Raw genomic sequence first — 12,042 nt, forward strand, 5'->3', positions numbered from 1 at the left:
TTTCTATAGAGGGAGCCACCTTGGAGCGGTCACGCGATGCCTGGCGAGGTAGGGGCGACGACGTCAGTGACTCCAGGGACTAAGGGGCGCTGATCAGTTGGCGTCGGAAAACGACAGGGGAAGGAACCGAATGGCTGACCAGCTGACGACCGAAATCATCGAAAAGATCAAGGCCCATGCCGAGCCCGGCGGCGAGGAAATCACCGCCAGCACCGATCTCAACACGCTGGGGATCCATTCGCTGGAGCTGACCGAGATCATCTTCGATCTCGAGGAGAAATACGGCATCGAGATCGAGATGAACACGGTCGACGCCTGGAGCAACCTCAAGAACGTCGGCGACATGGTCGAGGCGGTTCGCGAATTGATTGCGAAAAAAGCCTGACTGCATGCTCAAGCGCGTCGTCATCACCGGCATTGGTGGAATATGCGGGCTCGGCAACGATGTGCCGGCCATATGGAGCGCCATGCGCGAGGGCCGCTCGGCAATCGGCCCGATCGACAACCCTTCGCTGCATGACCTGAAGGTCAAGGTCGGCAGCGAAATCAAAACGTTGCCCGATCACGGCATCGACCGCAAGCAAGTGGTGTCGATGGACCGCTTCAGCCTGCTGGCGGTGATCGCGGCGCGGGAGGCGATGCAACAGTCCGGGCTCACCGCCCATGCCGACAACACCTACCGGATGGGCGCCGTCGTCGGCGTCGGCGTCGCAGGGTTCGAGACTATCGAGGAAAATTACCGCGCGATCTTGATCGAGGGGCGCAACCGCGCCGCAATCTTCACCGTGCCGAAAGTGATGCCGGGCGCGGCGGCCGGCCAGGTCAGCATGAGTCTCGGCCTGCGCGGGCCGGTGTTCGGCGTCACCTCGGCCTGCTCGTCGGCCAATCATGCCATCGCCTCGGCCGTCGACCAGATCCGGCTTGGCCGTGCCGACGTCATGGTCGCTGGCGGCACCGAGGCGCCGCTGGTCTGGGGCGTGCTCAAGGGCTGGGAAGCGCTGAGGGTGCTTTCGCCCGACACCTGCCGGCCCTTCTCGGCCGACCGCCAGGGCCTGTCGCTGGGCGAGGGCGCCGGCATGGCGGTGCTGGAGAGCTACGACCACGCCATGGCGCGCGGCGCCACCATCCTGGCCGAGATCGCCGGCGCGGGCCTGTCGGCCGACGCCTCCGACATCGTCGCGCCGACAGTCGAGGGACCGGAAGCGGCGATGCGCTTCTGCCTGGTGGATGCCGGGCTCAATCCCGAGGATGTCGACTATCTCAACGCGCATGGCACCGGCACCAAGGCCAACGACCAGATCGAGACCGCGGCGATCAAGCGCGTCTTCGGCGAGCATGTGGGTGCGCTCTCGGTCTCCTCCACCAAGTCGATGCATGCGCATTGCCTCGGCGCATCGGGCGGGCTGGAGATGATCGCCTGCGTCATGGCGATCCGCGACGGCATCGTCCCGCCGACCGCCAATTTCCGCGAGCCCGATCCCGAATGCGACCTCGACGTGACGCCGAACACGGCGCGCGAGCGCAAGGTGCGGGCGGCACTGAGCAACAGCTTCGCTTTCGGCGGCACCAATGCGGTACTGGCTTTCAAGGCGATCTGATAGGGGCGATCCGATAGGGGCGATCTGATGCGGGCGGTCTGACAGGGGCGCCGGCCAGCCGCCGGAACGCGCCCGCGTCCCGGCGGACTGCCTTGATTGACTGTCCGTGCACGGCAAGGCCTATTGCCGGCATATTGATCCCGAAGGGCCGGGATCCTAATTCTTGCCCACCCGCCACGAGCGCCGCCCGGCGCCAATCCGCATCCGGAGCCCCCGATGACCGACCTGTCCGCCTTTCCGATCGCCCAGCGCTGGCCGGCCAAGCACCCCGACCGGCTGCAGCTCTATTCCGCTCCGACCCCCAATGGCGTGAAGATCTCGATCGCGCTGGAGGAGATCGGCCTGCCCTATGAGCCGCACTACGTCGACATCGGCAAGAATGAGAGCTGGACGCCGGAATTCCTGTCGCTCAACCCGAACGGCAAGATACCGGCGATCATCGACCCGAACGGGCCCGACGGGAAGCCGATCGGGCTGTTCGAGTCCGGCGCCATCCTGCTCTACCTCTCGGACAAGACCGGCAAGCTGATCCCGGCCGATCCGATCCGGCGCTACGAGACGATCCAATGGGTGTTCTTCCAGATGGCCGCGATCGGCCCGATCTTCGGCCAGGTCGGCTTCTTCAACAAATTCGCGGGGCGCGAGATCGCCGACAAGCGGCCGCTGGAGCGCTATCGCGACGAGTCGCGGCGGCTGATCGGCGTTTTGGAAACGCGGCTCAAGGGCCGGCAGTGGATCATGGATGATGAGTTCACCATCGCCGATGTCGCGACGCTCGGCTGGGTGCGAAACCTGATCGGCTTCTACGAAGCGCGCGACCTCGTCGGCTTCGACGATTTCCCGACCGTGGCGGCATGGCTGGAGCGTGGCCTCGCCCGGCCGGCCGTGCAGCGCGGCCTCGCTATCCCGGCGAGGAGCTAGTTCGCACTATTTGGCCTTGGATTTAGCGCCGCCCCGGCCGAGCACCGACGCGGCAAGCCGGGCGGTGGCGACCACCGCGCCGGTCGCAACGCTTGCGACGGTGCGGATCGGGCCCGACTTCGCCGCCGCCTTATGCGGCTTCGCGGGCTTTGCGGCGGCCTTGTGCGCAGCGCCGGGCACGACTTTCTTTGGCGCGGCCTTGCCGAAAGCCGGCTTGGTGTCCCTGGTGCGCTCGGCCATCGCCTCGGTGGCGCCGGCCTTCGATTGCGTTGTCCTGGATTGATTGGCCCTGCTTCTCGCGGGCGCGGGTTTTCTGGTTCTGGTTGCCATCAGACGGTTCCCTGTTGATTGCTTGTGCAATTCCGGACGGAAAACCGTCACGCACTTTCCCTGGAATTGCTTCTGCGCCGGACAATTCGCGATAGGGCATAACGGCGTGAAACTCTTAAGGTTCCCGTCAAAAAATAGTGAAAATTGAGCTGGTTAACCAATCACCAGATCTGCCTGTCGGCGGCGCGCCAGCACCCGCTCGATGTTGGGCATGTCGTTGGAGGCGATCCAGGCGCGGGCTTCCTCGTCAGACTTGCCATGGCCGCGCCAGCGTTCCATCAGGCGGCGCTCGAGCTCGTTGCGCGGCACGTCGACGAAGATGGTGAAATCGAACAAAGGCGCCAGCCGCGACCACGGCTCCTCGTCGAGCAGCAGATAGTTGCCCTCGACCAGGATGAACTTGGTGTCGGCGGAAATGATCTCGGCCGCGGCGCGCGACAGTTCGATGCTGCGGTCGAAGACCGGAATGGCGATGTCGGGCTCGCCGGAGCGGATGCGCTTCAGAAGCGTCTCGAAGCCGGCGAAGTCGAAGGTTTCCGGCGCGCCCTTGCGCGCGCGCAGGCCCCGCCGATTGAGCACGATGTCGTCAAAATGGAAGCCGTCCATCGGCACGACTTCGGCTGAGCCCTCGGGCAGCAGCTCATGCAGCCTGCCCGATATGGTCGACTTGCCGGCTCCCGGCGGGCCGGCGATGGCGACGACGAAGCGCTTGGCCTTGCCGGCGCGCTTGAAGATGGCGGCGGTGATATGGGCTAAGTCGGACATCAACGCCTCTCCGTTAGCTATTGCGGTCCCATCTTGGCGGCTGTCGGCGGAAATTTCAAACCGCGATTGCTGCCGGCCTCAGGCCGGAACCGAGCGGCCGATGCGCAGGAAATCGCTGTCAAAGGCGATGTCCCTTGCCGAACCGTCTGTCGCCACGAGACGTACGCGCCCGTCCCCCGATTCCAAGCCGCTGGGAGGTTCGGTATCGGCGAACGGAACGGCGCCGATGACATGGCGGAAGGAGACGCTGCGCCCCTCGGCCAGCGCGAAAGCGGTCGCCACGCCTTCGTGCTTCAGCCAGTTGTCGCCGAGCGAGGCGGCGTGGCCGACCGCGGCGCGGCCGTCCTCGATGCCGAGCACGCCAATGTGGCGGCCGCTCCAGGGCGCATAGTCGCGCCCGCCATTGCTGAACCACAGCATCGTGACCGGCAGCTCGGCCGGGTTCTTCAGCACCAGCACCAGATCCTGCTCGGCGCGACGGGCGAGCGCCGTCCAGCCCGGCCCGCCATGATCGGCCTCGACCAGGGTAATGAAATCCTCGCGGCGGTCTTCCATGCGGTAGTCGGTGAGATCGGCGGTGCCGCCGGCAGCGATCGGGAAATGGGTCAGATCGGTGGCGCGGGCGGGATAGGCGAGGCGAAACCGGCCGCGCGCCGGATCGGGCTCCAGCGGGGTGGCCGGCGTGACCGCCAGGCGCTTCGGCGAGAAGGCGAGCCTGCCGCCGCCCTGCATCGCCGTCATCGGATGATGGGCGACGGAAATGGCGCCGGAGCCGCCGGAAAAGATATGCTCCTGGTAGAGGAAGGGGTGGTTGTCGCGCAGCGTGAGGATCTTGTCGACGGCGGCGCCCATAACCTTGCGGCGCAGCCGGAAGACGGCGCGCCAGCCGCCGGCGATGGCGCCGTTTTCGACGACATCCCATTCGCTGTTGGCCGTCCAGCCGTGCAGGGGTGCGGCCTCGACATCGCTGGTGGAAAAAGGCGCGCAGAGGAAATCGCCGGACAGGCGCACGGTGCCTTCGGGAAGGTTTTCCGGCAGCGTCTCGCGCGGCGAACCGACCCAGGGCGCGCGGTGCAGCGGCTTCAGGACGCGACCGCCGGCCTCGACCTCCATGGCGGCGATGTGCCCGACCGCGAGGTCGAGCGAAACCGAGATGCCCTTTGCGCTGATGGTGACCGTGTTCATTGCTCTATCCCGCGAATCTTTATGCAGGGCGGCAGCAAAGCCTGCCTGGTGTTGGATACGCAAGCTCGGTGATGGGCATTTTGCATCACCGTCTACCCTCCCCCTTGTGGGGAGGGTCGGCGAGCGGTCGGAGCAACGCGGAGATCGCTCGACGGGATGGGGTTCAACCAAAAGAATCTTTTTCGACCCCCACCCCGATCCGCTATGCGGATCGACCCTCCCCACAAAGGGGAGGGTAGGCGTTCCTACTGCCTTTTATACTCCCTGACCGGGGACTTCGTGCCGTCGGTGTAGGTCACCTGCACCGCCATCGACTTCACATCGTCGGCAACCGTGAAATAGGGCTGGTAGTCGGGAGGGATGGCGTAGGGGTCCTTGGCGTCGCAGGGCGGCATCTTGATCTCCTTGTCGAGCGTGGTGCCGTTCAGGCTGTAATGCACCGCCTTGATGGCGCAGCGGTAGGACAGCATCTGGGTGAAATAGACCAGGCCGTGATTGCCGCTGGCATCGAAGGCGATCCAAGAGGTCCAGAACTGGTCGAGAGTCTGCTTGTCGCCCTGCTGCAGCGCTGAATCCGGGTCGAAGCTTATGTCGAACGGGCCGGTCTCGCGGCCCCGGATGTCGAGATACTTTATCGCGATGGTGGTGGCCGCGGTGCTGTCGGGCAGCTCGAAGCTCGGGTTCGGCATCGGCTTGCCGGTGCGCTGGTCGTTGGTCGCGAGCATGCCGGTATCGGAGAACGGGCCGCTGTCGCCGAGCCGCCAGGAAATCGCCGTCGCCGGCTCGGGCAGCGAAATCGTCATCGACCAGCCGGCATTGGAGCGCATCGGCGTCAGCGTCGGCACGAAGCGAGATGGGTCGAGCACATCGCCAAGCGCGGCCAGGCGGCTGCGGCTGCGGTCCAGCCAGTCGGCCAGTTGCGTCTGGTCGACGAAATATTTGAGCAGCCCGCCATCCTTCTCATAGGAAACGAACTTGGTCAGCGCCTCGGCTTCGCTGCGCTTGTCGGCCAGCGTCTGGCTGCCGAGGCGGTCCTCGGAGAATTCCTGCGCCTCGAGGAAGTAGGCCGGCGCGTAGTCCGGATTGGCCGATATGAAGGCGTTGAGCTTGTCGAGCCGCTGGGCATCGTCGAACTGGAGCAGATGGACGAGCTTGATCGCCGGCGCCTTGACCTTGTCGGCGAGCGTGCCGAACACTTCGCGTGCGCCGGCCTTGCCGTCCTGGACCCTCAGCAGCGTGGCAAAGCGTGTATAGGGGTCGATGGCGTCGACATCGAAGCCGGCAAAGGCGAGATAGGCGCGGCGGGCGTTGAGCATGTCGCCGGCAAGCTCATAGACGCGGGCGTTGTGATAGAACTCGTCGGGACGCTTGGGGTCGGCGATCGCCCCGCCCTGGGCTGAAAGCTGGGCAAAACCCTTGGCGATCGCGTCGATCGAGGCGGCGATCTGCTCGGTCGTCGCCTGCAGTTTTTCGGCCTGGGCCTGCTGCTGTTTTTGGCCGGCGGCCAGTGTGTCGGTGGTCTGCTTGACCGCCTCGACGGCCTTCTGCGTCTCGGCGCCCTGCGCCGTCTGCTGTTGCTGGGCGGAGACGATCTGGTCGGTCTTCGCAGCCACCGTGTCGGTGGATTTCTTGACTTCCTCGACCGTCTTCTGCGTCTCGGTGACCGTCTTTTCGATCTTCGCCACCTTCTCGGAGACGATGCCGAGAGACTGCTGCAGCCCGGCCACCGCCGGCACCAGCGCAGCGATAACGCCGTTCTGCGAATTGGTTTCCTGCTGGACGCCGTAGACGCCGCCGGCGATCGCCGCCGCACTTGTGGCGAAGATCAGCGCCGGCATGGCTTTCGCGGCCAGCACCAGGCGCAGCACCATGGCGACGGCGATGATCGCCGCGGCGACGGCGGCGATGAGCGCGATATAGGCGGCAAAGGGCCCGAGCGGGTTGAGCACGTCCGACACCGCGCCGCTGAGGAAGGCGACGCTGCCCGCCCATTTGCCGGTGCGGCTGAGCGAAGCCCGCAGCAGCGAGGTCGAACCCGTGGCGATTTCCGACATGCCGATCCCCCCGATTCCAAGCCGCAAACATCATAGCGGCAAGGGGGTGCGGATGGCAAAGCGGGCGCGAAAACCTGGGCAAATGCCTTATTGTCGCCGTTAACCAGTTGGACGCGGCGGTGCGTTACGTTAGCTTCGCCGCATCTCAGCAACAGTTTTAGAACACATCTTGTCCCATCAGCGTCCCTTTTCGCTCCTCCACACATTGGCCGCCGCCTTGGCGCTGCTCGTACTGATCGCCGGCTGCACCACCGTGGCGCCGCCGGAAAGCGTGCTGGCCGTGCCGGCCGCGCCGCAGAAATATGCGGCGATCGTGGTCGATGCCTCGAGCGGCAAGACGCTGTTTGAGGTCAATTCGACGGCGCAGCGCTATCCTGCGTCGCTGACCAAGATGATGACGCTCTACATGCTGTTCGAGGCGATGCAGAGCGGCCGGGTGACCAAGCAGACACAGATCCCGGTTTCCGACCACGCTGCCTCGCAGCCGCCGACCAAGCTGCGCTTCCGGCGCGGCGAGACGATCGACGTCGATTCCGCCATCCGTGCCATGGTGGTGAAGTCGGCCAACGACGTGGCGGTGGCGGTGGGCGAATATCTGGGCGGCGGCTCAGAGGACCAGTTCGCCGCCATGATGACCGCCAAGGCGCGCCAGCTCGGCATGACCAGCACCAGTTTCCGCAACGCCTGCGGCCTGCCCGACGGCGGCCAGGTGACTTCAGCGCGCGACATGGCGGTGCTGGGACTGGCGCTCGAACACCGCTTCCCGCAGCATTTCCACTATTTCTCCGAAAGCGACTTCATGTTCCGCGGCCGGCTGGTGCGCGGCCACAACGACATGCTGGGACGGGTGCGCGGCGTCGACGGCATCAAGACCGGCTACATCCGCGCCTCCGGCTACAACATCGTCACCTCCTACAATGCCGACGGCAGGCATCTGATCGTGGTGGTGATGGGTGCCCAAAGCGCGCGCCAGCGCAACGACCATGTCGAGGCGCTGATCCAGCGAAGCCTGGGGCCGATGACGGCGGACGCGCAGCCAAGGCTGATGTATGCCGGCCAGCAGCCGGCCTCGCCGCCGCCCGGATTGTCGTCGGACTCGGCATTGCCCGGCCTGTCGCCGCCGCCGGCCACGCCTGCGTCGCCGCTGCCGGGCCAGCCGGCGTCCGATTTGCCGTCGCCGGATCTGGCGTCGCCTACTTCGCCGCTGCTGCCGACGCAATAGAGCGGCGCGAAGGCTGCGGCCTGCACGGCGTTGACCGATCGCGGCCTCGCGCCTCTCAGCGCGTCGTCATTCTAGGGCGGAGCAAGGAGCGAAGCGACGCGCGCAGACCCTGGAATCCATGCCGCGACCTATGATCGATGCCACGGTCCAGATCCTGGCACCCGAACATCGGCGTAGACAGCCTCCTTCCGCACCGCTGCATTCTTGCGCCGGCGTAACGGCATGGATTCCAGGGTCTGCGCGCCGCTTCGCATCGCTCCGCCCTGGAATGACGAAGCGCGGAGGCGCGCCTCCCTTAGCCCTACCGCACCACCAGCACCGGGATCTGCGTCAGCGACACCACTTCCGCGGTCTGGCTGCCGAGCACCAGCCGGCCGATGCCCCGGCGGCCATGCGAGGCCATGACGATCAGGTCGCAGCCTTCCGCGCGGGCCGTGTCGAGGATCGCCTCGGCGGGCGTCTTGTTCTCGATATGCAGGGTCTTCGCGCCGACGCTGAGCTTATCCGCCTCGGCCTTGCACTTCTCCAGCACCTCGCGGGCGTATTTGCGCGCGCTTTGTTCGTAGTTGGTGAGTTCCTCGGCGGCGACGTAGCCGGCCATGGCGCCGCCCCAGGCAAGCGTCGGGAACGGCTCGGAGACCGTGACGAAGGTGACGGTGGCGCCGAGGCCCTTGGCCAGTTCCAGGCCGTGGGCGACGCCCTTGCCGGCGAGTTCCGAACCGTCGGTGGCGATGAGGATGTGCTTGTACATGGTGGCGATCCCTCGTTTTCGGGGCGATGCGGGCCCCCAGGTGGCGGGAGCCTGAGCGGGCAGGCCTGATCTGGATATAATCAGCCTATCAGGCCCGCCACAGGGGCCGGCTTGACGTGGATCAAGGCCAGCCTGCGGAGACGATTGCGCCAGCGCGCCTCTCGGCAGCGGGGCGGGGGCCGGCGCTGCCCTCTGCGACGGCAGGTGCCAGCCGCGCGAAGCGCGCCACCCGTCAATCACAACAACTTGTTCGGTCACACGCCCTTCACACTCACCATGGATATGCCGCGCCGGCTTGGCGTATCGTATCGGAAGCCTAACGACAGGAGCACTGACCATGGCCGGCGATCCCAAGGCGCAGAACAAAGCCGACGACGAAAACGAAAGCGGCGGCGAATATTTCGAGGCGGCCACCGTGGCGGAGGAAGCGCATGAAGCGGCGGACGAGATCCTCGAAGCGCCGGAGGTGCCTGATTCCGAGCCGCACGTGCCCGGCACGACAAGGGTCAAGCCCAAGAAGAAACCGTCGGCGATCAGCGGCCGGAAATTCCGCAAGCGCGACCTGGTGCGCATCGATGATCTGAGGCCCAGCCTCGCCGATCGCATCCGCGCCGACCATCCCGACCTGCCGCGCGGCGCCCGCGTCAGCCGCGCCGAGCTCGCCCGCTACCGCATGCGCTACATGGAGGAGCTGCTGCAGCAGGAGCACGGCGAATTCTCCGAGCTCGACCGCCAGGTGGTGGAATCGATCGCCAGGCAGGACACGATCTCGGAAAACTCGGAAGAGGAGTTCGAGGAGCACCGCTCCTTCGCCGACCGCGTCTCCGACAACATGGCCGAGTTCGGCGGCAGCTGGTGGTTCCTGATCTCGTTCGCGGCCGTGCTTTTGATCTGGATCGGCATCAATTTGTTCGAAGGCACTGTGGGGGCGTTCGACCCCTACCCGTTCATCCTGCTCAACCTGATGCTCTCCTGCATCGCCGCCATCCAGGCGCCGGTGATCATGATGAGCCAGAAGCGCCAGGAAGCGAAGGACCGGCTGCGCTCCTTCAACGACTACCGGGTGAACCTCAAGGCGGAGCTCGAAGTGCGGCACCTGCACGAAAAGCTCGACTACCTGATCTCGCGCCAATGGCAGCGGCTGGCCGAAATGCAGCAGATGCAGCTCGACGCCATGCACGAGCTGACCGCGAAGAAGCAGAAGCGCGCGGCACGAGGGGTGCGGCGGAGGACGGCGAAGGTCGAGGCGGAGGGGTGAGGAGCTAGGAGTTTGGGTTCCTCGCCCCACAATGTGGGGGGTCCGCAGGACGGGCGAGACCGGCGGCTCGCCCCGGAATGGTGGCTCGGCGAAGCCGAGACGAAGAGGGGAGCGCCATCTCCGATTGCTCTATCGATAAGACAATCAGCCATCACAGGCCGACCGCACAATCGCCAATTGGCCGTTGAAGCCCGGAGCGGCTTCCGCTAAGAAGCCGTGGCTGGCCGGCTTACCGGCCGGTTCGTTTTCCGGTTTCCCGGGAAGCACCCGTAGCTCAGCTGGATAGAGCGCTGCCCTCCGAAGGCAGAGGTCACAAGTTCGAATCTTGTCGGGTGCGCCATCTCAAACCCTTATACAGCAAGGGTTTCGAGCGACTGCTTCATTCCTCGAAATGCTCCTCAAAGCAACCAGTCACAATCTGGTCACAAAGGAGCAGCGCCGATGGCGTCTCTACGCAAGCGAAACGACAAGTGGCAGGCACAGGTCCGCCGCACTGGGCATACCCCGATAAGCAAAACCTTCATCAACCGTGCTGATGCACTGCGATGGATACGCCAGACCGAACAGGAGCTAGACCGCTCAGCGCTAGCTTATGATCCGTCCGCTTTGCAGCGCATGACCGTTGCAGACTTGCTAAGGCGCTATGAGCGCGATGTAACACCGAGCAAGCGCGGCCACGCTTCGGAAGCCAAACGGATAGAAGTTTTCCTACGGTACGACTGGGCCAACCTGACCTTAGCTCGGATTACGCCTCAGGCATTCACCCGGCACCGAGACAAAAGGCTAAGGGAGGTCGAAGCCGGGACGGTCCTAAGGGAACTGGGCTTGCTGCGCACCATATTTGAGGTCGCACGGCGTGAATGGGACATACCCTTGCAGGCAAATCCAGTTGCCAACGTTCGCAAGCCCAAGGCCGCTAACGGACGGAACAGGCGGCTTCATGCAGATGAGTTTGCGGCGCTGTTGGCTGCTTGTGCAGATGGCCGAACCGATTGGCTGGAGCCCGGTATCAAACTGGCAATCGAAACCGGAATGCGGCGCGGCGAGCTGCTAAACATACGTCGTTCGGACCTTGACCTAGCCAATGGCCTGCTGTCGATACCGGAAACGAAGACGGACATTCCGCGCACCATTCCGCTGTCAGAGAAAGCAGTTCTGATACTGCGCAGCCTACAAGGTACGGCAACTGACGACCGGCTGTTTCCCGTCTCAGCAAATGCGTTCCGCCTTGCATGGGAAAGGTGCAAACGCAGAGCAGCAAAGCACAAGCCGGGCATTGCAGACCTTAGATTCCACGACCTCAGGCATGAAGCTGTCAGCCGGTTCTTTGAATTGGGTTTGAATGTACCGGAGGTCGCGGCCATCAGCGGACATAGGGACCCGAGAATGCTGTTCCGGTACACCCACCTTAAGCCGGAAGATATCGTTGCGAAACTCAGGAAAACTGGCCGGCAGGTGGCAGCATGACGAACAGAGCACTGGTAATGCCGAACTACGTTGCCGAGTTGGTAAAGCTATGTTTAGCGCAGCTTGGGTTGGTCCCATCGACCGAACACAAGGACATCATAACCGCGTCGGTTCGTTACCAAGATGGGACCGAGCTTTCCGTTGTCGTTATGTGCTTGGCCCAAAGAAACTGGTTTCGTGAAAAGCCAATTGTGGCTGTTTCGATAGCGAAGCTGGATGCCAGCATGAGGGCGACGAACATCTACCTGCGAGAGGTGATGCCAGTTCCCTACGGTCCAAGCGACTTGCAGTTTCTGCTTGCGCTAAACACCAATATTCGGGCCATGGCTTGGACCGTTGCAGCGACTACCGAAATGGGAGAATGCGTCAGCCTGCCAGATCGTCCGCTCGCACCCGGATGACTCAGAAGCCCCTAATCTGCTCCCTTTTTGGAATAAAGGGTCACGGAGGCCAAATGTGAGACGGTTTCACCCTCCAAAATTGCGGCTTTG

12 protein-coding genes and 1 tRNA gene are annotated in these 12,042 nt (G+C 64.4%); 8 read left to right on the plus strand and 5 right to left on the minus strand.

Annotated features, from left to right (window positions below):
• The first annotated feature begins 130 nt into the window (after positions 1–130).
• The 3 genes from EJ067_RS15150 to EJ067_RS15160 all read left to right on the plus strand — a co-directional run bounded on the left by EJ067_RS15150 (position 131) and on the right by EJ067_RS15160 (position 2,519).
• Positions 131–385, plus strand: a complete 255-nt coding sequence (locus tag EJ067_RS15150) for an acyl carrier protein (RefSeq protein ID WP_126086459.1) — start codon at positions 131–133, stop codon at positions 383–385.
• A 4-nt stretch (positions 386–389) separates the two neighbouring features.
• On the plus strand, positions 390–1,598 hold the full coding sequence (locus EJ067_RS15155) for a beta-ketoacyl-[acyl-carrier-protein] synthase family protein (RefSeq protein ID WP_126086460.1): 1,209 nt from the start codon (positions 390–392) through the stop codon (positions 1,596–1,598).
• A gap of 216 nt (positions 1,599–1,814) precedes the next feature.
• A complete protein-coding gene (locus EJ067_RS15160; protein WP_126086461.1) occupies positions 1,815–2,519 on the plus strand; it encodes a glutathione binding-like protein in 705 nt (234 codons plus the stop codon).
• 6 nt (positions 2,520–2,525) lie between these two features.
• Here EJ067_RS15160 and EJ067_RS15165 read toward each other — a convergent pair whose 3' ends face one another.
• The 4 genes from EJ067_RS15165 to EJ067_RS15180 all read right to left on the minus strand — a co-directional run bounded on the left by EJ067_RS15165 (position 2,526) and on the right by EJ067_RS15180 (position 6,853).
• Positions 2,526–2,849 carry a hypothetical protein gene (locus tag EJ067_RS15165; RefSeq protein ID WP_126086462.1) on the minus strand — a complete coding sequence of 108 codons (324 nt, stop codon included), beginning with the start codon at positions 2,847–2,849 and terminating at the stop codon, positions 2,526–2,528.
• A 153-nt stretch (positions 2,850–3,002) separates the two neighbouring features.
• A complete protein-coding gene (locus EJ067_RS15170; RefSeq protein ID WP_126086463.1) occupies positions 3,003–3,614 on the minus strand; it encodes a nucleoside triphosphate hydrolase in 612 nt (203 codons plus the stop codon).
• A gap of 78 nt (positions 3,615–3,692) precedes the next feature.
• Positions 3,693–4,799 carry a hypothetical protein gene (locus EJ067_RS15175; RefSeq protein ID WP_126086464.1) on the minus strand — a complete coding sequence of 369 codons (1,107 nt, stop codon included), beginning with the start codon at positions 4,797–4,799 and terminating at the stop codon, positions 3,693–3,695.
• A 245-nt stretch (positions 4,800–5,044) separates the two neighbouring features.
• Positions 5,045–6,853 (minus strand): methyl-accepting chemotaxis protein, encoded by a 1,809-nt coding sequence (locus EJ067_RS15180; protein WP_126086465.1) that lies wholly within the window; start codon positions 6,851–6,853, stop codon positions 5,045–5,047.
• 169 nt (positions 6,854–7,022) lie between these two features.
• Here EJ067_RS15180 and EJ067_RS15185 point away from each other — a divergent pair, with 169 nt between their 5' ends.
• Positions 7,023–8,075, plus strand: coding sequence for a D-alanyl-D-alanine carboxypeptidase family protein (locus EJ067_RS15185; RefSeq protein WP_126086466.1), 1,053 nt, complete (start codon positions 7,023–7,025; stop codon positions 8,073–8,075).
• Positions 8,076–8,376: 301 nt separating this feature from the next.
• Here EJ067_RS15185 and EJ067_RS15190 read toward each other — a convergent pair whose 3' ends face one another.
• Positions 8,377–8,826, minus strand: a complete 450-nt coding sequence (locus EJ067_RS15190; protein ID WP_126086467.1) for a universal stress protein — start codon at positions 8,824–8,826, stop codon at positions 8,377–8,379.
• A 337-nt stretch (positions 8,827–9,163) separates the two neighbouring features.
• On the opposite strand from EJ067_RS15190, the gene EJ067_RS15195 reads away from it, so the two are divergent.
• The 4 genes from EJ067_RS15195 to EJ067_RS15210 all read left to right on the plus strand — a co-directional run bounded on the left by EJ067_RS15195 (position 9,164) and on the right by EJ067_RS15210 (position 11,952).
• Positions 9,164–10,084, plus strand: a complete 921-nt coding sequence (locus EJ067_RS15195; RefSeq protein WP_126086468.1) for a DUF1003 domain-containing protein — start codon at positions 9,164–9,166, stop codon at positions 10,082–10,084.
• A 263-nt stretch (positions 10,085–10,347) separates the two neighbouring features.
• Positions 10,348–10,424, plus strand: a tRNA-Arg gene (locus EJ067_RS15200).
• Between the two features lie 101 nt (positions 10,425–10,525).
• Positions 10,526–11,551 (plus strand): site-specific integrase, encoded by a 1,026-nt coding sequence (locus EJ067_RS15205; protein ID WP_126086469.1) that lies wholly within the window; start codon positions 10,526–10,528, stop codon positions 11,549–11,551.
• Positions 11,548–11,952, plus strand: a complete 405-nt coding sequence (locus tag EJ067_RS15210) for a hypothetical protein (protein WP_126086470.1) — start codon at positions 11,548–11,550, stop codon at positions 11,950–11,952. Before EJ067_RS15205 ends, EJ067_RS15210 begins: the two co-directional genes overlap by 4 nt.
• Positions 11,953–12,042 lie beyond the last annotated feature (90 nt).

It is taken from the genome of Mesorhizobium sp. M1D.F.Ca.ET.043.01.1.1 (genome assembly GCF_003952385.1).
In the GTDB taxonomy this organism is placed as follows: domain Bacteria; phylum Pseudomonadota; class Alphaproteobacteria; order Rhizobiales; family Rhizobiaceae; genus Mesorhizobium.

What these genes read in the sequence shown, in the direction of transcription:
- EJ067_RS15150 (WP_126086459.1), top strand. Translation starts at nt 131, where the DNA reads ATGGCTGACCAGCTGACGACCGAAATCATCGAAAAGATCAAGGCCCAT.
- EJ067_RS15155 (WP_126086460.1), top strand. Translation starts at nt 390, where the DNA reads ATGCTCAAGCGCGTCGTCATCACCGGCATTGGTGGAATATGCGGGCTC.
- EJ067_RS15160 (WP_126086461.1), top strand. Translation starts at nt 1,815, where the DNA reads ATGACCGACCTGTCCGCCTTTCCGATCGCCCAGCGCTGGCCGGCCAAG.
- EJ067_RS15165 (WP_126086462.1), bottom strand. Translation starts at nt 2,849, where the DNA reads ATGGCAACCAGAACCAGAAAACCCGCGCCCGCGAGAAGCAGGGCCAAT.
- EJ067_RS15170 (WP_126086463.1), bottom strand. Translation starts at nt 3,614, where the DNA reads ATGTCCGACTTAGCCCATATCACCGCCGCCATCTTCAAGCGCGCCGGC.
- EJ067_RS15175 (WP_126086464.1), bottom strand. Translation starts at nt 4,799, where the DNA reads ATGAACACGGTCACCATCAGCGCAAAGGGCATCTCGGTTTCGCTCGAC.
- EJ067_RS15180 (WP_126086465.1), bottom strand. Translation starts at nt 6,853, where the DNA reads ATGTCGGAAATCGCCACGGGTTCGACCTCGCTGCTGCGGGCTTCGCTC.
- EJ067_RS15190 (WP_126086467.1), bottom strand. Translation starts at nt 8,826, where the DNA reads ATGTACAAGCACATCCTCATCGCCACCGACGGTTCGGAACTCGCCGGC.
- EJ067_RS15195 (WP_126086468.1), top strand. Translation starts at nt 9,164, where the DNA reads ATGGCCGGCGATCCCAAGGCGCAGAACAAAGCCGACGACGAAAACGAA.
- EJ067_RS15205 (WP_126086469.1), top strand. Translation starts at nt 10,526, where the DNA reads ATGGCGTCTCTACGCAAGCGAAACGACAAGTGGCAGGCACAGGTCCGC.
- EJ067_RS15210 (WP_126086470.1), top strand. Translation starts at nt 11,548, where the DNA reads ATGACGAACAGAGCACTGGTAATGCCGAACTACGTTGCCGAGTTGGTA.